The sequence below is a fragment of the Psychrobacter sp. ANT_WB68 genome, assembly GCF_008369115.1.
GTDB lineage: Bacteria > Pseudomonadota > Gammaproteobacteria > Pseudomonadales > Moraxellaceae > Psychrobacter.
On the sequence record NZ_VOAZ01000002.1, the window covers coordinates 278369 to 301946 of the forward strand.

The following is a 23578-nucleotide window of genomic DNA, read 5'->3' on the forward strand; positions in this document are numbered from 1 at the left end:
AATAGTTATTTAGAGCATTTATGAGCCAGATTGAATCATTGATGAGCCTTTTTTAGTAATGAGAAGTAAAAATAAACAGCCTAATTAATTAAGTAACAGGGCAAAAAAGAGCGTAATGTCTTAAAGTTTTGCATGACCTGTGTAATAAGTAACTCTGTTATCACGCAAAAACCCAGCCAATCCTAAACCATAACGCTCAGCAACCCGTACTGCGGTACTAGTTGGTGCGGACATGCCAACCAACCAAGGTATACGGCTACGGATAGATTTTTGTACCAGCTCAATAGACAGCCGCGAGGTCATTACAACGCATGTCGGCTCTGCCTTATTGCGCAATTGCCAACCGATGAGCTTATCAAGCGCATTATGACGCCCTACATCTTCAAATAAATATAGTTGTTGCTCGTACATCGTCGCAGCAGCGTGTACGGCACCGGTCAATTGGTGCGTATGCTGCATAGCATCGACTTGCTGCCGTATCTCCAGTAGATAATTGAGACTTGGAATATTTACTTTTTGCCTGTGTTGAAGATATATGCTCAAGTCGGGGAGTGCTTGTGTCAGTCCAGTAATGCCACACATACCACAGCCTGTACGCCCTGCCAGCTGACGTTTTTGTGCTTGGATACGCTGATGACAGCGCTGGTTTAGTACAAGTTCCACCACATAAACATCATAATCTTGCAGTGGCACTAAGCTTTGCTTAACGGCTGCAGACTCAAGACTCGTATCCGTTGAGTCCTGCATAAATGAGCCTTGCGTAAATTGTTGATAATTTGCAATATCATTTAGCTGAGTAACTTCCCAATCAAGCAGTTCATGACTATGTTGAATTAATCCTTCACTAAACAAAAAGCCGACGGCTAAATACTCTAGTTGATGAGGGCTTGCCATCAATACTGCGTAATGAATACCATTGATAACAATAGCAACCGCAGCCTCGACCGCTAAGTTAACTGATTGGTAATCGACACTGTTTTTAGTCATATTGGTATGCGCAACACGAGTGTGCACATACTTATCTGACGGATAATAGTGCTTTTGCGCCCAATGATTACGCGCAAGCGGTGTTTCAGACGACTCTATAGTCTCTGACGTCTTATCTGTTAAATTATTTACCAAGAATTGATCGCTATATCTTGCGTCATATTCAGTATCACTTTCAGCAATCATAATGTCTCGTTATATCGTATGGTGATTGACAGAGTTATTGTTTTATTCCTCTTAAATACATTCACTATTCAATGACCCGCTCATTACTTATTATGCATAATTGGTAGTATTAGCCTTTGCATCAACGCGTTGCAAAACAACCGTTGTCGATTTATACGCTGGTATGTGGGAGTCTGGCGCATGCGTGTCTAAATCAAATAAGTCATTACATTCAGGATAGTAAGTTGCGACCGCGTTGGAGGCGATATCCATCTCAGTCAATACTAACGGCCCTAGCGTGCGTGGCTGAGCTAAATTGTCTGCGCTATGTGAGCCACTTGGGCTGGCTTGTCGAGAGACCATCACCTTGTCACCCGCTTGCCAACCCAAACGACTCATTTCATCTGGGTGCATAAACAACACATCACGGCGATTGGTTTGACGATAGCGATCTTTAAACCCGAAAATCATGGTATTAAATTGGTCATGGCTACGGACACTAGTCAATTGCCAAATCTTTTGTTCATTGTCCTGACCATCGTTAATAAGGTTCGTTGCTCTCGTGTCATGTTCAAGGGCTGAATTTTTAAATGCTAAAGTGGTCTCAGCCATCTGTGCTGCGACATAGGTAATAGGATATTGCGGTACTTCAAACTGCGCCTTGCCACTGTCAGTATTCCATACGCGATGACGTGCTGGATGGTATAAATGGAAGCCACGCTCAGCTGCACGAATACGCTCGTTAAAGTTCTCAAATCCATCAATCGCTTGGGCGACATAGTCACGAACGATGTCAAAGTCTTCGCTCATCGCTTGCCAAGGAATTGAAGACTCAGCACCAAGCACATAAGTCGCAATATCTGCCACAATTTGTGCTTCAGACTTCAACGTATCGCTGACAGGCTTGAGGTTGCCTTTAGTAGGTACAATCTGACACATAGAGTCTTCAATCGTCGCAAACTGCTCACCTTTGGCAGTGATAATACGTTCGGTTCGACCTAGGCAAGGTAAAATAAGATTGTTAGCGCCCGGATACAGCATAGTTTCATTGAGCTTGGTACCTACAAAAATATTGAGCTGAGTCGTAGTTAATGCCTGTTGAATGGCACTGGTATCCGGTGCTGCAACGGCATAATTACCGCCCATACTCATAAAGACCTTAAGCTTACCAGCAATCAATGCTTTCGCACCAGAGACCACATCAAAGCCGTGTTCTTGCGGCATTGGACGCTCAAAAACGCGTTCAAGGCTATCGAGTAGCTTTTGCGCAGGGCGCTCATGGATACCCATGGTACGGTCGCCCTGGACGTTAGAGTGACCACGAACGGGAGACGCGCCTGCACCATCAATGCCAATCATACCCATCAATAATAATAGGTTGGTAATCATCGCTACGTTGTCATCGCCTTGAACGTGCTGGGTAATGCCCATACCCCACGTGCAAATGGTTGCAGGACTGTCGGCAACCAGCTTTGCAATATTAATAATTTCCTCTTTACTGATACCAGACCCACGCTCCACATCCGTCCACGATTGTTGACGAAGCCACACGTCGAGCGCCTCATATCCTGAGGTATGCTCATGAATAAAGTCTTGATTGATTTTATGGTTTTTAGTCAGCCACTTAGCGATACCCGTTAGTAGTGCTGTATCGCCGCCGATTTGAATTTGAATGACCTCATCGACCATCTCATCACTTTGACCTGCTGCCATATGTGTGGGCTTCTGTGGGTTTCTAAATTTACTCAAGCCTTGTTCGCGCATGGGATTGATTGAGATGATTCGACATCCTAGCTCATGAGCATGGGCGAGCATTTCAAGCATACGTGGATGATTGGTCGCAGGGTTCTGTCCAAACATCAATATCAGTTTGGCTTGCTCAAAATCTTCTAACATGACCGTCGCTTTGCCAATACCTAGCTGTTTACCTAGCATCACGGAGGTTGGTTCGTGACACATGTTTGAGCAGTCTGGCAAATTATTGGTACCAAAACAGCGCACAAAGAGTTGATACATAAAGGCTGGCTCGTTAGTAACACGGCCTGAGGTATAAAATAGCGCCTCGTCTGGCGAATCAAGCTGTCCTAACTGCTCAGCGATACATTTATAAGCTGCTTCCCAAGAGATCGGTAGATAGCGGTCTCGCGCGGCATCATAATACACAGGCTCTGATAAGCGGCCACTATGCTCAAGCTCATAGCCCGACCAGCCTTGTAGCTCGGTTACCGTATGCTGTGCAAAGAATTGGGCATCTGCTTTTTTTGACATGGTCTCACTGGCGATAACTTTGATGCCGTTTTCACAGACATCAATGGCCTTATGTGACTTATGGTCCGGCCATGCACAGCCAGGACAATCAAACCCGTCTTTAGGTTGGTTGCTTTTTAGGACACCTAAGCTACCACGCAAAAAAGTCTGATAATCCATCAGTTTACGAGTAGAGGAGATCAGCGCAGGCCAACCGGCCGCAGGGTGGGGATAGACAGGAATTTTGCGCATGACAGACCTTATAATAAATGGCGGTGATTAACTTTGATATACAACAACTATATAATGACGAGCGAGAGGTTTGTAGAAGCATTAACTATAGATAACAAAAAAACCTTTAAGAAAAATGTATTTCCTTAAAGGTTTATAGTGTAAATGCTAACTCATAAGAGAGCGTAGAATGACGTCTGCTTAAGTGACGTCTTTATAAATGCCTTCTTCTTAATGTATCAGTAACGCGCGTCTTTAGGCTTGTTGCCGTTTGGCCAATCATTTACCTTACCGGCAAAGTCAGGGCGCGGCTGATGGGTAAAAAATTCAGCGACATCGATGGCATCTTGATCACTGAGTACATTCCCGTGACCCCATAAGCCTTTGGTTTGAATACCCATCGGCATATTGTACTTAACAAAAGCCGCGGCTTTATAAGTACGTGCCAATCCAGCGCCAATGTTAAAGGACTCATCGCCCCATAATGGCGGGAAGACAATGTCGCCGCGACTGTCTTTCATGCCTTCACCGTTATCACCATGACAGGTCGCACATTGTACTTGGTAGATTTTCTCACCGCGTACAGGATTACCGACCAAAGATTCATCCACTTTACCGGCATTTTGAATATCGACCTTTTGCTCTTTTGGCGTGTTTTGTGATAGCCATTTCATATAGGCCAACATTGCCAGCATTTCAGGTGAGTCAGGTTTTAATGGTTTGCCATTCATCGAGCGCTGGAAACAGCCATTGATACGTTTGGTTAAATCGACTTCTTTACCAGCCCGTGGCATCACGCGTGGGTAAAAGTTATAACTGTTGATATAGGGGTCGCCAAGCGGAATTTTACCTTGCGAGATATGGCAACTATTACAATTCATTTGTGCGCCAACATGCTCGGGCAGTAAGCGCTTGGTCTCGTTTAATAGGCGTTTACCATAAAATATTTCATCAGCATTTGGCTCATCCAAGATAGACGTATCTTGCGGCAGCACATAAGTGCCGATATCTGCGTTGGCATCATCAGCCGTGACCAAGCCATACTTAGGTGCATTTTGCTCGGCAGGCTCTGGCTGTGAGCAGCCACTACTGATAACTGCGACACTAACCACTGAAGCAGTAAAGATAGCAGTAGGTAATTTGCTCATGGTCGTTTTTTGAGAGATAACGCTAGCAACAGTAGGCAAGTTGAGTGGAGATTTTCTCATTATTTTGCTCCTTTTGTTTGCGTATCAATACTTAAGTCTGGGGCGATATCCGTACTGGTCTTTGGTTTTTTGGCGAGGAAAGCACGCATTTTTACCACATCGTTAACATTAATTTCGGGCGCTTGGTTGGTCCAACTATTACGCACATAGTTGACCACCTCTGCTATATCGGCATCACTTAAGTTGGTGAATTCAGGCATAGTAAACGCCATACGGTCGTGTGGTGTTTCAGGCATACGACCACCGCTCAAAGTAATCTGTAGTACCGAGTCGGCATTTTTAGCATATACCGCACTATTGCCATCAAGGGCAGGGAAAATACGCGCCACACCTTTACCATCAGCACGGTGACAAACTTGGCAATACTCTGCATACAAGATTGAGCCGCGTGAGTCATAGTCGCCATCTAGCAGTTTTTGCGTAGTAAGGTCTTTTTTCGCTGGCAAGGTTGTTTCTTTGTTTGGCGCTGGTGTTAAAGTCTTTAGATAGGATGACATGGCATTGATGTCGTATTCCGTCATATACTGGGTGCTGTGCTCAACCACTTCGGCCATAGCACCAAAGGCAGCTGTGGTGTCAGTACGACCGGTTTTAAAGAAGTCATTTAATTCTGCGACGGTCCACGTAGCCAAACCGCGATGCTCACCGCGGATACTTTTGGCGCGCCAGCCATCGATAACCGCGCCGCTCAAGTATTCTTCTGAGTCGGCATTGTTTAAGGCGATTTCTTGGAAGCCGATGCCGCGCCCAGTATGACAAGAGCCGCAGTGACCAGGACCTTCGATCAAGTACTGACCACGAGTCAAGAGAGCGTCGTCTGTTTCAGGAACAAAGTCACGCTTGCGATCAAATAAAACCTGCCAGTAAGCCAAGGGCCAGCGCCAGTTGGCTATAGGGGGCAGCTCGCTTTTTAGATTGGATTGATTGACTGCTTTGACATCGGACATAAAAAAGGCGTACATGGCGGCCAAATCCTCGTCTGGCATGAGTTGGTAAGAGGGGTACGGCATAGCAGGGTAGAGGGCTTTATTATCACGACGCACGCCATGCTTAACGGCGTTTTTAAAGTCGGTAAAAGTATAATGACCAATGCCGGTTTCTTTATCGGGCGTGATATTGGTTGAGTAAATCGCACCAAGTGGCGTTAGCATAGGTAGGCCACCCGCATAAGTTTCGCCATCTAATGTGGTATGACAAGCAACACAATCAGCGGTGCGCGCGATATATTCGCCTCGCTTAATGAGAGCAGGATCAGTGATATTGACCTCGATATCGCTACTGCTGGTACGCATATTTGGCAGTAATTGCCCAATAATAAAGGCAACTGCCAGCCCGATGATGGCTGCTATTATTATAATCAGTGGCCATTTTTTCATAAGCCCGCCCTCCATAAGATATTTTTACTAAGCTTATAATTCATCACCAATATTTTATGGGACGTATTAGACATCCACATTAAAATTAAATATCTGTGATTTAAGCTTAGCGAATTAATAGTTACACGATTAGTATCTAGTATAGGGTAGCGGGTAACATTACGATATTGTGGAAAACCACATTATAATTAAGGTTTTCATTTATAATGTAAGTTTGGTAGGTCAAATGCAAGGCTAGGTTTATGGATAAAAAGTCTAAAATTTGGGCTGCCTTAAATGTTTATTTCATTACTATCGTTGTAGCATCTGTTGCTTGGTCAATGCTATCTAGGGCGAATGCTCAAACCTATTATTTAGGTGTACTGGCACCTCAAGGTGAAACAGCCGCGCAAAATCGCTGGCAGCCATGGCTTGATGAGCTTAATCATCAGTTATCAGATGACACCGTGATATTGGTACCACTAGCACTAGAAAATTGGCAACAGCAAATAGAAGCAAAGCAGTTTGCGCTAGTGCTTGGCCCGCAAGTACAGTTTATAAAAATGAATACCATTAGGTGGCGCTGGCTGGCTACCTTACAAGCAGATACCGCTCAGTTAAATAACAATGTGCAAAGTTCGAGTGTGCAAAGTTCTAGCACTCAAAGATTTGGTACTCGAGGCTTTGATGGGCGCAAATCGCAAAATCAGCTTTCGACAACAGTCACGCTCGCCAATGAATTTAATAAACTCAATGAACATACGCCATTGAAACAGCCCAGTGCGATGGAAGAAGTCGCCAGCGCTATATGGGTCGCCGCCGGCAGTGATGTCTATCGTTTGCAAGATTTACGGCAACGTCATATTGCTGCTGTCGACGCTGACGCATTTGGCGGATATCTGTTGGGAGCGCACTCATTACAGCAAAATGGTATAGCACCCAGCCATTATCAAATACAGTTTGTCGGTTATCCGATAGAGCGTACCTTGCACGATTTGGCTAGCGGAAAGGTAGATGCTGCCATCGCACCGCTTTGCCTGATGGAAGAGATGGCAAGGCGAGGTCAAATTAACGAAAAGCAATACCGTCTGCTTCATCCAGTCGTGACCCCATCGAGCTGCCAATCTTCAACGAAAATATACCCAAATTGGACATTGGCGGCGACCGAGCAAGCGCCAGATGCTTTGGTGCGGCAGATCAATCAAAATTTATTTGGCGCAAGTCAATCAAAGCAGGACGCAGCGTTATTAGGAATAGAGCAGCGCTGGCTGCCACCAGAATCGAGTAGCGATGCTGAGCGTATACTTTATGAGATGAATCGCCATCCAGCACAAAAGCAGCTGAGCGCGCATATTTTGGACTGGGTACAATCGCATCGCTTCTGGGTGAGCATGATGGTATTAATTGTCATGATATCGACAGTAAATTATGCTTGGATGGGCTGGTTGGCATGGAGGCGGCAAAAAAAGATAAAGCAGCAAAACCGATTGATCCGTGATTATGATCAGCAGTTACACCAATCAGAGCGCTTCGCGGTCATTGGCGAAATGAGCGGGGCTATCGCTCATGAAATCAATCAACCGCTAGCGACCATTCAAAATTATGCGCAAGGGTTATTGATACGCAGCCAACAAGCAAGTTTGTCTAAAAAGGCTATCGACATAGCGCCACCTGATACTGCAGCGACAGAGAATGCTCTGCAGCAGATTGTCAATGAAACAGAACGCGTCGCAGCTGTGGTGACTAATATTCGCCGCTGGGCTGGACGGTCGCAAGCGAATGAAGTTAAGGTGGATATCGCAGCGATCTATCAACAATGTAGCTTGTTATTGGGTGAGCAAGCAGAAGGTATCCACTTTTGGCTGGCAAGTGATTATCAGCATCTAACCTTGCCTAATTTATTGCTGGATCAGTTACTGATAAATAGCATGACTAACGCCGCGCAGCAAGGGGCGACCAATATCATGCTACGTTGTCAAACAGAGGAGTATAATAATAAGCCATGGTTGGTATTGCATCTGAGCGATGATGCGGGCGGCTTTGATCGATCCCAGCTTACGGCGTGGCAGCTACAAGAAAGCCTGCCCAGTCAATATGCTATTCACTCAACGAAAGCAGACGGTCTAGGATTGGGGTTGATGATATGTCAGCGTTTGTGCAAATCACTAGGCGGTATGATGCAGCTAAGCAATATTGATACCGAGAATGAGCTTAAGAAAATCTATCAGATAGCGAGTAGTGATCAGCGCCGCTTTAAACGTACCTTAAACGGTAAGGTTCAGCTGCTGCAAGCCAATTATCAGCTCTCAAACAGGATTGGCGCGCAACTATCTTTTTATTTGCCATTATCTTTAGCAAGTATTGACGATAAACTTCAATAAATATCAACAATGTATTTCGCCATAAGGTCGCATATGACTTCTAATCGCCTACCAAACGAGCCTTCATGCTGGCAAGATAAAGACAGCCATCCGTCTGATGACTTATTAGGTATTACACCTGAATTACTTATTATTCATATCATTGACGATGAAGAAAGTGTGCGCACTTCCTGTGATTTTTTAATTAGCAGCTTAGGGCTACAAACCCAAGTGTGGGCAAGCGCGCTGACGTTTTTGCAACAAGTTGATATCTATCACCCAGCAGTGATTGTTAGTGATTTGATGATGCCGGAGATGAGTGGTCAAGCGCTACAAGCGCATCTCAATCAATATGATAGCCCCATAGCGCTGATAGCGTTAACCGGAAATGGTGAGATTGCTGATGCTGTCAATATGCTCAAACAAGGCGCGGCGGATTATCTGGAAAAACCGATCAGCAGTCAGCGTTTGCAAGAGGCAATGGCGCGTGCGCAAAACCTCACTCTAAAACGTGCCAAGCTTTATGATATTAAAAAGCTCTATGCGCAGCTGACCGATAAAGAAAAACAGGTGGCCAATGAATTATTAGAAGGTAATCTGAATAAGAATATCGCCGATCATTTAGACGTTTCTATACGTACGGTAGAAGTGCATCGCTCACAAGTGATGAAGAAAATGCAATCGCAGCATGTTAGTGAATTGATTCAAAAGTTAGTATTGCTTGATTCTTAGTATTTGAAGTAGTCATATCTATGACAGCTGTCATAAAAAAACGCCTACGAATGAGGCGTTTATTATTTTAGTGTTGAAACTAAGACAGTTTTAAACTAACTTAATATCAAACTATCATCGTCAACCTTTTCGCCGCGAGTTTGCTCAAACATATCGAGCAAATCATGTACGGTCATGCCTTTACGGTCATTACCAGCAACATCTAATACCACTTGACCTTGATGTAGCATCACGGTTCTGGTGCCATGAGCTAATGCCTGCTGCATCGAGTGGGTAACCATCATTGTCGTGAGCTGATTGTCCGTGACGATTTTATCGGTCAACTCTAATACAAACGCAGCAGTTTTAGGGTCAAGCGCCGCCGTATGCTCATCAAGCAAAAGAATCTTAGACGGTTGCAATGAGGCCATTAGCAGACTAACTGCCTGACGTTGACCACCAGATAATAGGCCCATACGGTCGGTCAGACGATTTTCTAGACCCAATTTTAAAACCGACAGTTTCTCGCGAAATAAGTCACGATTATTCTGATTTAGGGCAAATTTTAAACCACGTTTGCCGCCGCGCTTATAGGCAAGCGCCATATTTTCTTCAATGGTTAATGCTTCACAAGTCCCAGCCATCGGGTCTTGGAATACACGAGCCACCCAATGAGCGCGTTGGTGTGCGGTCTTTTTGGTGACGTCAATGCCATTCAATAAGATTGAACCGCTATCGACGCGTGTGGTGCCACTGACCGCATTTAAAAAGGTTGATTTACCGGCGCCATTGGTACCGATGACAGTGACAAATTCACCATCGGCGATATTGAGATTGATACCACGTAGGGCAGGGTTTTCAATGGGCGTTCCAGGATTAAAGGTCAACCGCAAATCTGTAGCTTGCATCATAATAATTATTCCTTATGGTTGCACATTGACATTAAGCCCGAACTTTACGACTTAAAAATTTATTTTTAGCTTTGGGCAATACCAAGGCCAATACCACGAGCAGCGCTGTAATCAAGTTTAAATCTTGTGGACCAAAACCAATACTACGCAGCGTGTCGCTCGATAAAGCAACCTGAATAAACAGCTTGTACAACACCGCACCGACAACCACAGCAAAGGTAATCAGCCAAATACGTTTGGCAGGAATGATGGTCTCACCGATGATGACTGCTGCCAGACCAATGACTATCGTACCGATACCAATTGAGATATCTGCGCCACCTTGCGTCTGCACAAACAGTGCACCTGCTAGAGCAATCAAACCGTTAGAGATTGCCATACCTATGATGGTCATCCATGAGGTGTTGATACCTTGCGCTTGTGCCATACGTAGGTTTGAGCCAGTTGCCCGCATCGAAAGACCGGTTTCAGTACTATAAAACCAATTCAAAAATAACATGGCAACCAGCACGACGATACCAATAATCAGACAGCGCATCCAGTAACCATTGCCATCATTGACCAAGGTACTAAATACCGTGGTTTCACCCAACAGCGGCAAGTTTGGCGCACCCATAATCCGCAGATTGACAGAATATAAGGCAACCATCACTAGGATACTGGCAAGTAATTGCAAAATGCCCAGTTTGACGTGTAGCCATGCGGTGACAATACCGGCGACTGACCCTGCTAGCATACCAAAGGCGCAAGCAAGCCAAGGATTAATACCAGCAATGATAGAAATACCAGCGACAGCGCCACCCAACGGAAAACTACCGTCAGCGGTTAAATCCGGAAAGTCGAGGGTACGAAATGAGATTAGGACGCCAAGCGCCACTAGGCCATAAATCAGACCACTTTCAAGCGCACCAAAAAAAGCAATTAAAGACATAAGAGATCAGTAAGTCATAACCAAGCATTTAATCAATCATAGCAAGATAAGTGAGTGAAAGAGACGGGCGGCATTCACTGTTACCAATATACCAAGGTCGCAATGTAAGCATGTCACGTTATCTAGTAGCCATTTTAACCAAACGACGAAGCGGTGAATTTAACAGATTGGATTATCTGCAGCTAGGGTAAAGCAAAACTTATCGCTACTATGGATAACTGTAAGTTTTGCTCATTTAAAGCCTTTAAAAAAACAAGCCCAGCCTAGTGACTGATAGCTGGGTGTTGTCTTCGCTAAATAAATAGCGGTATCAAATCAACCAAAACGATAATTGACAAAAATTACCGTCTATAGATTAGATACCAGAAGTCACAGTTATTCTACCACTACTTTTGCTTTATCGATAACCGCTTGTGGCAAAGTAATGCCTTCGGCTTTCGCGTTTTTTGGACTGACATATAAATCAAGTGATTGCGGCGTATAAACAGGGATAGCTCCCGCTTTTTCACCGTTTAAAATGCGAGTGACGATTTTACCAGTTTCGCGGCCCAAATCGTAATAGTTGACCCCTAAAGCAGCAACGGCACCGCGCTCAACAGAGCTGGTATCAGACGCAATCAATGGAATTTTACTTTCTTTAGCGATTTGGTACAGTGACTCATAAGCTGAGACGACGTTGTTATCTGTTGAGGTATAAATCATATCGACTTTACCTTCAAGACTGCGGGCGGCCATCGCGATATCGTTACTACGCTGCGCAGGCGCTTCATGTACCTTGATACCCAATGGGGTTAGGTTATCTTTCAGCGCTTTTAAGACGATGGTTGAGTTAACTTCGCCTGGACTATAAACATAACCGACGTTTTTTAAGCTTGGGATGATTTGGCGCATCAAATCGATTTGCGGTGCATAAGGCAGAGCATCAGAGGCGCCAGTGACGTTGGTACCAGAACCATCAAGCTTAGAGACCAGTTTAGCCGCTATAGGGTCTGTCACTGCTGAGAATACCATCGGAATGGTGCTGGTAGAGGCGGCAACAGACTGTGCCGATGGCGTTGCAATTGCAACAATAACGTCTGGTGCATCAGCGACGAATTGCTTGGCAATCTGACCAGCAGTCGCAGTATTACCTTGGGCGCTTTGGAAATTGATGGTTAGATTCTCGCCTTCTTTAAAGCCGGCGTCATTTAATTCATCGATAACGCCTTTACGCACGTCATCGAGTGCTGGATGCTCAACAATCGCAGTAATAGCGACCGTTTTCATGGCGGCTTTGGCATCACCACCAGTTGCAGCGCCGTCAGTGGTGTTGGCGTCTTGTGCTGGCTTGTTACAGCCGGTCAAGATAGCGGTGCAAACACCGCCCCATAGTAAAGCTTTAGCAAAACGATTTTGATACAACATGGGTCTGACTCCTGAGAATAATAATGTGTCCGTACATTATATAAAAGATAAATAAAGGGTAGCGCTGACTGCTTGTTAATCACGGTCTTTCTATTTATTACTGTTTACTAGTGACTACTTACTGGTTTTTTTTGCTTCTTGATCGACATTAATAGCGTTCTTAAGTAACTCTGCTGATAGGCTAGTACCTTGTTCAGCGGCATGTTTTGGGCTGACGTATAGCGTTAACGTATTCATCACTTGTGGTGCGATATCTTTTGTGGCTTCACCGTTTAATACTCGATAAACCATTTTGCCCGTGGTACGACCAAAATCATAATCATTAACACCAAGCGCTGCAGTCGCACCGCGTCTGACACTAAATTCATCTGAGGCGATGACTGGGATATCAAGCTCGTTAGCCGCACTGGCCATGGCTTCAAAAGCCGAGACGACGTTGTTATCCAATGAGGTGTAAATGACTTCTACCTTTCCTGCAAGACTACGAGTTGCCATCGCAACGTCGGTAGGGCGATTAGCGGTGACGCTCAATATCTTAAGTCCGCGTGCTGGCGCTGCTTTTTCAAGTTGTTTAAGTACCACCACAGAGTTGGCTTCGCCTGGACTATAAACATAACCAATGGTTTTTACATTGGGCACAATTTTTTGAATGTTGTCTAACTGTGGCTCGATGGGTAATTCGCTTGATAGACCAGTCACATTAGTTTGGATGGGCACATCATTTTCGTCAATAAGTTTCGCTGCTACAGGATCTGAGATGGCAGTATAAATAACGGGAACGGTTTTGGTCGACGCAACGATTGATTGGGCAGAAGGTGTTGAGATTGCGACGATGGCATCCGGATTGTCCCCTGCAAACTGCTTGGCAATTTGCCCTGCGGTTGCGGTATTACCTTGAGCACTTTGAAAATTCACTTTTAGATTTTGACCTTCTACATAGCCATTTTCAGACAGCTCATCGATAATGCCACGACGCATCTCATCTAAAGACGGATGCTCGACAATCTGGGTGATGGCCAAGGTTTTGGCAGGCTTATCGTTAGTCGCGCTGTCATCAGTACTGACCGCAGGGTCAGTAGCGTTAGAGCAGGCGGTTAATCCAAGCACAGCGCTGATAGCAGCGCCACACAAGCTAAGGCGTAAAGTAGTGGCAAAGGTCATTTTATTTTGGCTCATAGGTTAAAAAGTGCAGGTTACCCGAGTCAATGTTATGTGCATGCTGAGATAACGGGCTAACATTAAGGTAATCAATCCATTGATCATTACGTCCATATTATGACAGTAATGTAACTTATGGCAATAAGAAAATAAAACGCGTTTGTCATTGGCTTTAGAAAGGAGGGTTTAAATAAATTTTTGTTGGATAAATGACTTTATTATGGTGTCTTTTATATCTAATCGGCAATGAATTTTAGGTAATAAAAAAGATGCCACGAAGGACATCTTTTTTATTGTTTAATAAGCAATCATCTGTTTTAAGCGAGCACATCACCAATGACGCAGTTATCAGGTAGAGTAACCACCGTCAGCTGGGTTTTTGGATTGCCCGTTGATAGCACCATACCTTCTGAGAGACCAAATTTCATCTTGCGCGGTGCCAGATTGGTGACGCAAATCACTTTTTTATCCAGTAATTGCTCAGGCTCGTAAAACTTACGGATACCGCTAAAGACATTACGCGGTTTGTCTTCGCCAACGTCCAAGGTAAATTGTAATAGCTTGTCAGCACCTTCGACATAATTACAGGCTAAGACGTGAGCGACTTTCATCTCAACTTTGGCAAAGTCTTCGATGCCGATATAGTCAGTTTGCTCAGTATTTGTATCAGTATCAGCCTTTTCTGCTTGCTGAGTGTTTACCACTGCTGGTTTGCTATCGGCGTTAGCAGTAGGAGCATCTGCTTGCGTCAATGAAGCTTTTGAGTCTTCAACCATTGCTGCAACGTCTTTTTCTTCGATACGCTGCATCAAAGGTTTGAATTTATTGATTTTATGTCCAAGCAACCATTGGTTACGGCTAGCAAAACTCAAATCGTCAATATTTAAGAATTCTTTGGCATTGGCCGTTAGCTCAGGTAATACTGGCGAAAGATAAACCATCAGTTGACGGAAAATATTAATCGCCACCGAGCAGACGTCTTGAACTTCTTGCTCAGTACCTTCTTGTTTAGCCAGCGACCAAGGTTTTTTACCATCGATATATTCGTTGGCTTTGTCAGCACATTGCATGATCAAGCGCATCGCACGCGAGAACTCACGATTCTCATAAGCGGCTGCAATTTCATCACCAGTCTTAGTAATATCTTCTAATAATTCTGACTCTACGCAAACGTCTGACAGCATACCGTCGTATTTCTTCACTAAGAAACCCGCACTGCGACTGGCGATATTGACCACTTTACCAACCAAGTCAGAATTGACTTTTTGCATAAAGTCTTCTAAATCAAGGTTGATGTCCTCGACTTTATCAGACAGTTTACTGGCGAAGTAATAACGTAAGTATTCAGGATGCAAATGCTCAGCGTAAGTTTCGGCCTTAATAAAGGTGCCGCGTGACTTACTCATTTTCTCGCCATTAACCATCAAGAATCCATGCGCGAAGACACCCGTTGGCGTACGGAATTCACTACCGGCTAGCATGGCTGGCCAAAACAGCGCATGGAAATAAACGATGTCTTTACCGATGAAGTGATACACCTCGGTCTTGTTCTCGTTTTCCTGCAGCCAATAACGGTCGAAATCAAGCGCCTCATCTGTACCTGCGCGCTTATCGCATAGGTTTTTAAAGCTTGCCATATATCCGACTGGCGCATCTAGCCATACATAGAAGTATTTGTCTGGCTCATCGCTTGGAGTATCTGGAATCTGAAAGCCAAAATAAGGCGCATCACGCGAGATATCCCAGCTAGTTAAGCCAGCGTCGAACCATTCTTGGAGTTTATTGGCAACCGATACTTGCAAGCGATTGTCACTACGCGTCCAATCTTTTAAGAATTGCTCAAACTCAGGCAAATCAAAGAAATAGTGCTTTGAAGTTTTCAGAATTGGCGTGGCATCAGATAACGTTGAGTGCGGGTCTTTAAGGTCGGTCGCATCATAGGTGGTACCGCACACTTCGCAGTTATCACCGTATTGGTCAGGGGAATCACACTCAGGGCAAGTTCCTTTAACAAAACGATCGGCTAAAAACAGCTGCTTTTCAGGGTCAAAAAGTTGTTTGACGTCGCGGGTTGAGATATGTCCAGCACTGCTCAGCCTGCGATAAATCAGTTCAGAGAAATGTCTGTTTTCTTCTGAGTGCGTGCTGTGATAGTTGTCAAAGTTAATCAAAAATTTGGCAAAGTCAGCTTCATGTGAGGCTTTTACCGAGGCGATTTGCTCTTCTGGGGTAACGCCATTGGCTTCTGCTTTGAGCATAATCGCAGTACCATGAGCGTCATCTGCGCAAACATAGGTAACCTGATGACCTTGCGCTTTCATGGCGCGTACCCAAATGTCGGTTTGAATGTATTCTACAAGATGCCCCAAATGGATATGGCCATTGGCGTAGGGCAGCGCACTGGTTACTAGAATCTCACGCACAAAATCACCTATATTTTTATATAAACGGGTTGGTTATCAAACGTCTCAAGCGCTTTATGATGAGCAGGCGCGATATTATCAACATTAGATTATCAATGCTAAAAACGTCTAAAAACTTATAAGAAAGCGAAAAATTAAAAAAGCGTGCCTATGATACCGTAATTCGGCTAAATTTGTGACATTCCTCAGTAATTAATACGATAACTCATATGGTAATTAACTCTATATCACATATAGATTGTTATTCACTCATTGGGTATAAACAATTGATTTTATTTAGATAGGTTGATAATAATGTGACCATAAAAAACCCACCAAGCGATTGGCTAAGTGGGTTTGATAAAAGGTATGTTTATTTGATAGCTAGAGTCTTTCCTGAACACCTAGATATTTCTTAAAAAGAACCAAACATCGTGCCTAAAATAATAACAGCGACCACAGCGATGAGTGGAATGATTATTGTGACCATGGCGACGTTTAGATACGACTGCTTATGGGTCAAACCACAAATCGCCAGTAAGGTAATGACCGCGCCACTGTGTGGCAAGGTATCTAAACCACCTGCTGCCATCACGGCAACACGATGCATCAGTTCTGGATCAATACCAGCGGCGACGGCCATTCTTAAATAGTCTTCACCCAACGTCGATAGCGCAATACTCAAACCACCAGACGATGAGCCAGTGATACCTGCCAGCGTGGTCATCGCGACGGCTTCTGAGATGAGTGGATTGCCTGGTGTTAGGTTTAAGATACTGTCACGAATGATAAGAAAGCCTGCCAGCGAGGCAATAACCGCGCCATAACCAACTTCTGATGCGGTATTAAAAATCGGTAACATCGAATCATAAGTGCCACGGTTAATGGTTTTTTGTAGATTTTTCCAATGACCAATACGCAGCACAATGAGCACGGTACAAGCAACGACCAATGAGATGATAATTGACCATAGACCAAGTGAGCCTGCGATATTTAAATCAGGGAATTGAGTTTGTAAGCCGCTAAAATCTAGCGAGGGGAAAATCGCATAAGTTAATAAAGCGTTTAGGGCGATGACCAATACCAGCGGAATCATGGCCACGGTAAATGACGTGTGATGCGTACTCAGTGTCTCAGATTCTTTCTTAACGGCACCAACGCCGCCTACATCTTCTTCGTCATGCTGACCATAGCCTTCTCCTGCTGCATTGGCTTTTCTCGCCCGTGACTGCAACCATAACCAGCCACAGATAAACATGATCGTACCGCCGATAACACCTAAAATAGGCGCGGCAAACACATTGGTATTATAGTAGGGAATCGGAATGGCATTCTGAATGGCTGGCGTGCCTGGTAACGCTGTCATGGTAAAGGTGAATGAACCTAACGCAATCGCTGCTGGAATCAAGCGCTTAGGAATATCCGCGGCTTTAAACAAATCTTTGGCAATTGGATAGATAGCAAATGCCACCACAAATAACGAAACGCCACCATAAGTTAAGATGGCACAAACCAAGATAACCGCTAAAACGGCTTTACTGGCACCGAGTTTTTCGACCACGGTATTGGCAATCGCTGTCGCTGCGCCAGAGTCCGCCATCAGACGACCAAATAGCGCGCCCAGTAAGAAAATAGGGAAGAACTTCAGTAAGAATCCGCTTAACGCCCCCATAAATACATCGGTGTAGGCGGGAATACTACTTAAAAAATCACCTGAAAGTAATACGGCTAATATCGCCATAATCGGTGCTAAAATCAGCACCGAATAGCCGCGATAAGCAAAAAACATCAATAGTAACAAAGTGATGACAATAGCAAATGTGCTCATCATGATCGCCCTCCTTGGCAAAGTTCAAGCCCCGAGTATGCAGGGCATATTGACATGGGTCAATAAAATTAATCAAAATATAGGATGTATGAGGTTTTATTAAACATAAATCTAGACTAATGCCGTAGCGATTTAATATGTACTGAGATACTGCGCTGGCTGGTAAGTTCTTACGGTTATTCTCTTCTCGCTGCCAGAATAATATGTTAAGTTAGTATAAGCGCTATACCTAATATATCGATAGAAAATGTATTATTATAATTTCAATTGATGACGAATATGAATAACAAAAACCAGACTTGCAAGGAGATAAGCATGAGTCGCTCAAAAGTATATAGCAGTGCCGAAGAGGCGTTAAAAGGTATCGTTAGTGATGGACAAACACTCGCTATCGGCGGTTTTGGTCTGTGCGGTATCCCTGAAGCGCTCATTGAAGCGTTACGTGATAGTGGGGTCAAGGATTTGACTTGCATCAGTAACAACGCAGGCGTTGATGAGTTTGGTTTAGGGTTGCTCCTACAAACTCGCCAAATCAAAAAAATGATTTCATCTTATGTCGGTGAAAACAAAGAGTTTGAACGTCAATATTTAGCAGGTGAGTTAGAAGTTGAGCTGACGCCGCAAGGGACGTTAGCGGAAAAGCTACGATCAGGTGGCGCAGGTATTCCAGCATTTTATACGGCGACGGGCGTCGGCACGCAAGTGGCTGAGGGTAAAGAGACGCGTGATTTTGATGGACGCACCTATGTACTTGAGCATTCATTACGTGCTGATGTGGCACTAATCAAAGCGCAAAAAGCAGATAAAGCGGGTAACTTAATATTTAATAAGACTGCGCGTAACTTCAACCCAGATTGCGCCATGGCAGGCAAGATTACCATTGTCGAAGTTGAAGAAATCGTAGAAACTGGCACCTTCGATCCGGATGAAGTGCATCTGCCGGGTATCTTTGTGCAGCGTATCGTCTTAAACAGCAATCCTGAAAAGCGTATTGAGAAGACGACCACTAAAGCCGTTGAAGGCGCTTAGATAAAGAGCTTATCAACATAATTATTAAATACTTAGATCAATGATAATAAAGTATTTTAAAAATAAAGTATCGTAACAATAAGGAAATCACCATGGCATGGACAAGAGAACAGATGGCACAGCGTGCCGCACAAGAGCTACAAGACGGTTATTATGTCAACTTAGGTATTGGTCTACCAACTCTAGTCGCCAACTATATTCCTGAAGATGTGGATGTTTGGTTGCAATCGGAAAATGGTTTATTAGGTATTGGCGAGTTTCCAACCGCTGAAAATGTCGACGCTGATTTGATTAATGCTGGCAAGCAAACCGTAACCGCAGAGCCGGGCGCCAGTTACTTTAGTAGCTCAGAGTCATTTGCGATGATTCGTGGCGGTCATGTGAATTTAGCGATACTAGGCGCGATGGAAGTGTCAGAAAAAGGGGATTTGGCCAACTGGATGATTCCCAAAAAAATGGTTAAAGGCATGGGCGGCGCGATGGACTTGGTTGCAGGCGTGCAACGGGTGATTGTGCTCATGGAACAAGTTAATAAACACGGCGAGCCAAAAATCCTTGCCAACTGCGAGCTGCCATTAACGGGTAAAGGGGTGGTTGATCGTATAATCACCGAACTTGCCGTCTTAGATGTCACAGACAATGGATTGAAACTGGTTGAGCTGGCAGATGGCGTTAGCTTTGATGAGCTACAAGAAAAAACACCAGTAAGCATTGCTCAGTAAACCTGTTTAATAGATAAGACTGTTTGAGACAGGCATCCAAAAAACCTATTTATAATGGATTATAAAATATGGCGACTACATTACAACAAGATTTGACCGGCAAAGTGGCGTTAGTCACTGGCGCTGCCAGTGGCATTGGACGTGACATCGCTGAGACTTATGCCAAGGCAGGCGCTGCAGTTGGTATTGCTGATATTAATCTTGCAGCTGCACAGCAAACGGTGGCTGGTATCGAAGCCGCTGGCGGACGCGCACTTGCAATTGTCATGGATGTGACCTCAGAGGATGCCGTAAATGATGGCGTGCAGCAGTTAGTGGATACCTTTGGCGGTATAGATATTCTTGTCTCCAATGCCGGTATTCAAATCATTGACCCGATTCATAAGATGGCATTCGATGACTGGAAGAAAATGCTCGCTATCCATTTAGATGGGGCGTTTTTGACCACCAAAGCTGCTGTGCAGCATATGTATAAAGGCGATAAAGGCGGTACCGTTATCTATATGGGCTCGGTACATTCGCATGAAGCGTCACTTTACAAAGCGCCTTATGTGACTGCCAAGCATGGACTCCTTGGACTGTGCCGTGTGCTGGCAAAAGAAGGTGCTGAGCATAATGTACGCGCGCATGTGATTTGCCCAGGATTTGTCAAAACTCCATTGGTCGAAAAACAAATCCCGCAACAAGCAGCTGAAAAAGGTATCAGTGAAGAATCGGTAGTGAATGACATCATGTTGGTTAATACCGTTGACAAAGAATTTACGACCGTTGATGATATTGCCCAATTGGCATTATTCTTAGCAGCGTTCCCAAGTAATGTATTCACCGGTCAATCTATCGTTGCCAGTCATGGTTGGTTTATGAATTAACTGGTCTGCTGGTTGTTTGATTGGTTTAAGAATCATTAGCTTGCTAATAAAAGACCAATCCATTAGGATTTGATTCTATGTTAACTTGAGCCAATTATATTGGCTCTTTTTTATGAGCGCCTGTTGCATAATGTTGCGCTGCACGGAGTAAAAATAATGAATAATGAAGACTTAGCGTTGACCTTCGCTGCAAAATTAAGCCGTGCTATCGAGCAGCAGCAGTTTGAGCAAGCGATTGATGAGGTGAAAGCGCTACGACCTATTGATGTTGCTGATGTGCTGGCGATGATTGAACCCAAACTTGCTTGGCAGCTCCTAGAGCATCTGCCCAATCGCTCGACGATATTTGCCTATTTAGACGCGGATATCCAGGTTGCACTCGCTTACGTATTTCCACGAGCTGTTTTAGCGAAGATAGTCGGGGAGATGCCGTCTGATGAGCGTACCGACTTATATAAGCGCCTGAATCAGGAACAGCGAGATGCATTGCTACCCGCACTTGCACAGGCAAAACGTGAAGATATTCGCAGATTGTCTGCCTATGAAGAACGTACTGCTGGCGCGTTGATGACGTCTGATTATGCCACATTAGCTGCCGAGATGACTGTTGCTGAAGCCCTAGATGCTCTTAGACTAGAAGCACCCGATGCCGAGACTATTTACCATGCTTATGTCATCGATGATGTCCGTAAGCTGTTAGGTGTCGTATCATTAAGAGTGCTTATTTTAGCGTCGCCAGAGCAGCTGATTAATGACATTATGGTGCGCTCGGTCATATCTTGTGATGTAAACGACGATCAAGAAGATGTCGCCAAAACCGTTGCTCGCTATGACTTAATTGCCTTGCCGATTACTGATGCCAGTGGTGCTTTAGTCGGTATCGTCACCCATGATGATGCCATGGATGTCGCCAGTGATGAAGCCACCGACGATTTCCATAAGTCGGGCGGTGTCTCGACCATGGTAGGTAAGTTAAAAGACGTCAGCATTCGCATGTTATACCGTAAGCGGGTGTTTTGGTTGGTATTTTTAGTATTTGGGAATTTACTCTCAGGGCTTAGTATCTCAAATTTTGAAGATGTCATTGCGGCCAATTTGGTATTGGTGTTTTTCTTACCTTTGCTGGTTGATAGTGGTGGTAACGCCGGCTCTCAGTCTGCAACCTTGATGGTGAGGGCGCTAGCGACAGGCGATGTGGTCATGCGCGACTGGTTTTCACTGCTCGGTCGCGAAGCTTTAGTTGCGCTTATGCTTGGTGCTACGATGGCCGTTGCTATCGCGCTTATCGGCTATGTGCGCGGTGATGCGGTTGTATCACTAGTGTTGGCCCTGAGTATGATGTCGGTGGTCATGATTGGTTGTGTGATTGGCATGAGTTTGCCCTTTGTGCTCAATAAACTAGGTTTTGACCCTGCCACGGCTAGTGCACCCTTGATTACCTCGGTATGTGATGCGGCAGGCGTACTGATTTATTTATTCATTGCCTCACGATTCTTAGCCATTTAATAAGGTGAATATAAAGACAGCACTAACACCAATCATTGGAAATAATAGGCGGTAGGATAGATGAGTGGTACAACGCTTCATCCTATTGGCGTTGTGGTTTTTTTATACTTGCAATTGAGCTACACTGTCACGATAAAAGGTTTTGTTAAAGAGCTCATGGCCAATGTGATTTAGCCTATTTGCAACAGTATGAACTGAGTTTTTTACCATGCCCACCCACTTGTATAGGCAGTAACGGTAGCTATGTTTAACTTTATGAAGAAAAATAAACCGACCACAAAAACTGAAACCCCGCAGCAGCAGGCAGAACGCGATAGTGCCGTGGATAAGGTGCTGCTCGGCTATGAAGTAGGTACGATTAGCATTGCCACCATGGTAACGGGGCTTGAGCGCAATGGTGAAGAGCTTACTTTAGACTTGCGCCTGCCACAAGACAGTAACCCTGAAACCATTCAACAAGAGCTTGGACAATTGCTGCATCCGCATGGTATTAAAACCATTCATATGAATGTCCGTTTACCGGCACCAGCCAAAGGCGCAGGATCAACCTTACCGAAGCAAATGCCAAAAACCACAGATGCCATGGCAAGTCAATCCAAATCTAGCGACCACGCAAATACCAACAGCGAACCACCGATTACCAAGGCAGCTCCTACCCAAGCGTCACTTGCAGCGCATCCACGTATTCGTCATATTATCGTGGTAGCGTCAGGCAAGGGCGGTGTGGGTAAATCAACGACGACAGTCAATATAGCCTTGGCATTACAAAAATTGGGCAACCGTGTTGGCGTACTTGATGCCGATATCTATGGTCCTAGTATGCCAACCATGCTAGGCGTCGCTGATGTAAAGCCGCAATTGGAAAACGAGCAGTTTGTTCCTGTCGATGCGCATGGTATGGCGATGCTATCGATTGGCAGCTTGCTTGATGGTGATAATACCCCTGTTGCTTGGCGCGGACCAAAAGCCACTGGTGCGTTGATGCAGCTGTATAACCAAACCAACTGGCCACAACTAGATTACTTAGTCATTGACATGCCACCAGGTACCGGTGATATTCAGCTGACGCTCGCACAGCGTATTCCAGTGACGGGCGCTGTAATTGTTACGACGCCGCAGCATATTGCGTTACTTGATGCGCAAAAAGGCGTTGAGATGTTTAACAAAACCAATATCCCAGTACTTGGTGTGGTCGAAAATATGGCACTACATACCTGTAGCAACTGTCATCATACCGAGGCCATTTTTGGTACGGGCGGCGGCGAATTTATCGCTGAGCAATACCATGTGCCGTTATTAGGTCAGTTGCCACTTGCCAGTGGCATTCGTGCACAAGTAGATAAAGGTGAACCAAGCGTATTAGTAGATGATGAGTTTGCACCCTATTATCTAAGCATTGCTAAAAACATCGAAGCCAATATTAATAAATTTGCGAAACCTATCGATAATAAGCGTATTTTTTAGTGGCTAAGCTTTATTGCTAAGATACTAGGAGCCACAGCGTTTTAATGTTTAGTGAGCTATTGTTTGCTATTATAAGAAAGTAGTAGCAAA

The 23578-nt window shown here is 44.6% G+C and carries 17 protein-coding genes; 7 read left to right on the forward strand and 10 right to left on the reverse strand.

Annotated elements, in window-relative coordinates; translation table 11 throughout:
• Positions 1-120: 120 nt before the first annotated feature.
• From fdhD to FQ084_RS06345, 4 genes are all read right to left on the reverse strand, one after another.
• Positions 121-1173, reverse strand: a complete 1053-nt coding sequence (fdhD, locus tag FQ084_RS06330; protein WP_149489796.1) for a formate dehydrogenase accessory sulfurtransferase FdhD — start codon at positions 1171-1173, stop codon at positions 121-123.
• Positions 1174-1263: 90 nt separating this feature from the next.
• Positions 1264-3651, reverse strand: a complete 2388-nt coding sequence (locus FQ084_RS06335) for an FdhF/YdeP family oxidoreductase (protein ID WP_149489797.1) — start codon at positions 3649-3651, stop codon at positions 1264-1266.
• 218 nt (positions 3652-3869) lie between these two features.
• The gene (locus FQ084_RS06340) at positions 3870-4838 is read right to left on the reverse strand and encodes a c-type cytochrome (protein WP_262880680.1); all 969 of its coding nucleotides are present in this window, start codon (positions 4836-4838) and stop codon (positions 3870-3872) included.
• Positions 4838-6214: a cytochrome c gene (locus FQ084_RS06345; protein ID WP_262880681.1), complete on the reverse strand. Its 1377-nt coding sequence runs from the start codon at positions 6212-6214 to the stop codon at positions 4838-4840. Before FQ084_RS06345 ends, FQ084_RS06340 begins: the two co-directional genes overlap by 1 nt.
• Before the next feature lie 242 nt (positions 6215-6456).
• On the opposite strand from FQ084_RS06345, the gene FQ084_RS06350 reads away from it, so the two are divergent.
• Complete coding sequence (locus FQ084_RS06350) at positions 6457-8574, forward strand: PhnD/SsuA/transferrin family substrate-binding protein (protein WP_149489799.1); 2118 nt, start codon at positions 6457-6459, stop codon at positions 8572-8574.
• A gap of 33 nt (positions 8575-8607) precedes the next feature.
• Entirely contained in the window at positions 8608-9285 is a 678-nt protein-coding gene (locus tag FQ084_RS06355) for a response regulator transcription factor (RefSeq protein WP_188032911.1), read from the forward strand.
• Between the two features lie 95 nt (positions 9286-9380).
• On the opposite strand, the gene FQ084_RS06360 is transcribed toward FQ084_RS06355, so the two are convergent.
• The 6 genes from FQ084_RS06360 to FQ084_RS06385 form a co-directional block, all read right to left on the reverse strand.
• Positions 9381-10175 carry an ABC transporter ATP-binding protein gene (locus FQ084_RS06360; protein ID WP_149489801.1) on the reverse strand — a complete coding sequence of 265 codons (795 nt, stop codon included), beginning with the start codon at positions 10173-10175 and terminating at the stop codon, positions 9381-9383.
• A gap of 31 nt (positions 10176-10206) precedes the next feature.
• Positions 10207-11106, reverse strand: a complete 900-nt coding sequence (locus tag FQ084_RS06365) for an ABC transporter permease (RefSeq protein ID WP_149489802.1) — start codon at positions 11104-11106, stop codon at positions 10207-10209.
• Positions 11107-11481: 375 nt separating this feature from the next.
• Positions 11482-12510, reverse strand: coding sequence for an ABC transporter substrate-binding protein (locus FQ084_RS06370; RefSeq protein ID WP_149489803.1), 1029 nt, complete (start codon positions 12508-12510; stop codon positions 11482-11484).
• A 114-nt stretch (positions 12511-12624) separates the two neighbouring features.
• Positions 12625-13671 carry an ABC transporter substrate-binding protein gene (locus FQ084_RS06375; RefSeq protein WP_149490199.1) on the reverse strand — a complete coding sequence of 349 codons (1047 nt, stop codon included), beginning with the start codon at positions 13669-13671 and terminating at the stop codon, positions 12625-12627.
• 314 nt (positions 13672-13985) lie between these two features.
• Entirely contained in the window at positions 13986-16091 is a 2106-nt protein-coding gene (gene metG / locus FQ084_RS06380; RefSeq protein WP_149489804.1) for a methionine--tRNA ligase, read from the reverse strand.
• 394 nt (positions 16092-16485) lie between these two features.
• The gene (locus FQ084_RS06385; RefSeq protein ID WP_149489805.1) at positions 16486-17901 is read right to left on the reverse strand and encodes a GntP family permease; all 1416 of its coding nucleotides are present in this window, start codon (positions 17899-17901) and stop codon (positions 16486-16488) included.
• Positions 17902-18213: 312 nt separating this feature from the next.
• On the opposite strand from FQ084_RS06385, the gene FQ084_RS06390 reads away from it, so the two are divergent.
• The 5 genes from FQ084_RS06390 (at position 18214) to apbC (ending at position 23488) form a co-directional block, all read left to right on the forward strand.
• Positions 18214-18927 carry a CoA transferase subunit A gene (locus FQ084_RS06390; RefSeq protein WP_149489806.1) on the forward strand — a complete coding sequence of 238 codons (714 nt, stop codon included), beginning with the start codon at positions 18214-18216 and terminating at the stop codon, positions 18925-18927.
• 92 nt (positions 18928-19019) lie between these two features.
• Entirely contained in the window at positions 19020-19649 is a 630-nt protein-coding gene (locus tag FQ084_RS06395) for a CoA transferase subunit B (RefSeq protein WP_149489807.1), read from the forward strand.
• Between the two features lie 68 nt (positions 19650-19717).
• A complete protein-coding gene (locus tag FQ084_RS06400; protein ID WP_149489808.1) occupies positions 19718-20518 on the forward strand; it encodes a 3-hydroxybutyrate dehydrogenase in 801 nt (266 codons plus the stop codon).
• 156 nt (positions 20519-20674) lie between these two features.
• Complete coding sequence (gene mgtE / locus FQ084_RS06405; protein WP_149489809.1) at positions 20675-22024, forward strand: magnesium transporter; 1350 nt, start codon at positions 20675-20677, stop codon at positions 22022-22024.
• A 243-nt stretch (positions 22025-22267) separates the two neighbouring features.
• Complete coding sequence (gene apbC, locus FQ084_RS06410; RefSeq protein WP_149489810.1) at positions 22268-23488, forward strand: iron-sulfur cluster carrier protein ApbC; 1221 nt, start codon at positions 22268-22270, stop codon at positions 23486-23488.
• Positions 23489-23578 lie beyond the last annotated feature (90 nt).

Coding starts and splice junctions, on each gene's coding strand:
- FQ084_RS06395 (WP_149489807.1), top strand. CDS start 19,020: ATGGCATGGACAAGAGAACAGATGGCACAGCGTGCCGCACAAGAGCTA.
- FQ084_RS06390 (WP_149489806.1), top strand. CDS start 18,214: ATGAGTCGCTCAAAAGTATATAGCAGTGCCGAAGAGGCGTTAAAAGGT.
- FQ084_RS06365 (WP_149489802.1), bottom strand. CDS start 11,106: ATGTCTTTAATTGCTTTTTTTGGTGCGCTTGAAAGTGGTCTGATTTAT.
- FQ084_RS06350 (WP_149489799.1), top strand. CDS start 6,457: ATGGATAAAAAGTCTAAAATTTGGGCTGCCTTAAATGTTTATTTCATT.
- mgtE (WP_149489809.1), top strand. CDS start 20,675: ATGAATAATGAAGACTTAGCGTTGACCTTCGCTGCAAAATTAAGCCGT.
- FQ084_RS06345 (WP_262880681.1), bottom strand. CDS start 6,214: ATGAAAAAATGGCCACTGATTATAATAATAGCAGCCATCATCGGGCTG.
- FQ084_RS06360 (WP_149489801.1), bottom strand. CDS start 10,175: ATGATGCAAGCTACAGATTTGCGGTTGACCTTTAATCCTGGAACGCCC.
- FQ084_RS06385 (WP_149489805.1), bottom strand. CDS start 17,901: ATGATGAGCACATTTGCTATTGTCATCACTTTGTTACTATTGATGTTT.
- apbC (WP_149489810.1), top strand. CDS start 22,268: ATGTTTAACTTTATGAAGAAAAATAAACCGACCACAAAAACTGAAACC.
- FQ084_RS06335 (WP_149489797.1), bottom strand. CDS start 3,651: ATGCGCAAAATTCCTGTCTATCCCCACCCTGCGGCCGGTTGGCCTGCG.
- fdhD (WP_149489796.1), bottom strand. CDS start 1,173: ATGATTGCTGAAAGTGATACTGAATATGACGCAAGATATAGCGATCAA.
- FQ084_RS06355 (WP_188032911.1), top strand. CDS start 8,608: ATGACTTCTAATCGCCTACCAAACGAGCCTTCATGCTGGCAAGATAAA.
- FQ084_RS06375 (WP_149490199.1), bottom strand. CDS start 13,671: ATGACCTTTGCCACTACTTTACGCCTTAGCTTGTGTGGCGCTGCTATC.
- FQ084_RS06340 (WP_262880680.1), bottom strand. CDS start 4,838: ATGAGAAAATCTCCACTCAACTTGCCTACTGTTGCTAGCGTTATCTCT.
- FQ084_RS06400 (WP_149489808.1), top strand. CDS start 19,718: ATGGCGACTACATTACAACAAGATTTGACCGGCAAAGTGGCGTTAGTC.
- FQ084_RS06370 (WP_149489803.1), bottom strand. CDS start 12,510: ATGTTGTATCAAAATCGTTTTGCTAAAGCTTTACTATGGGGCGGTGTT.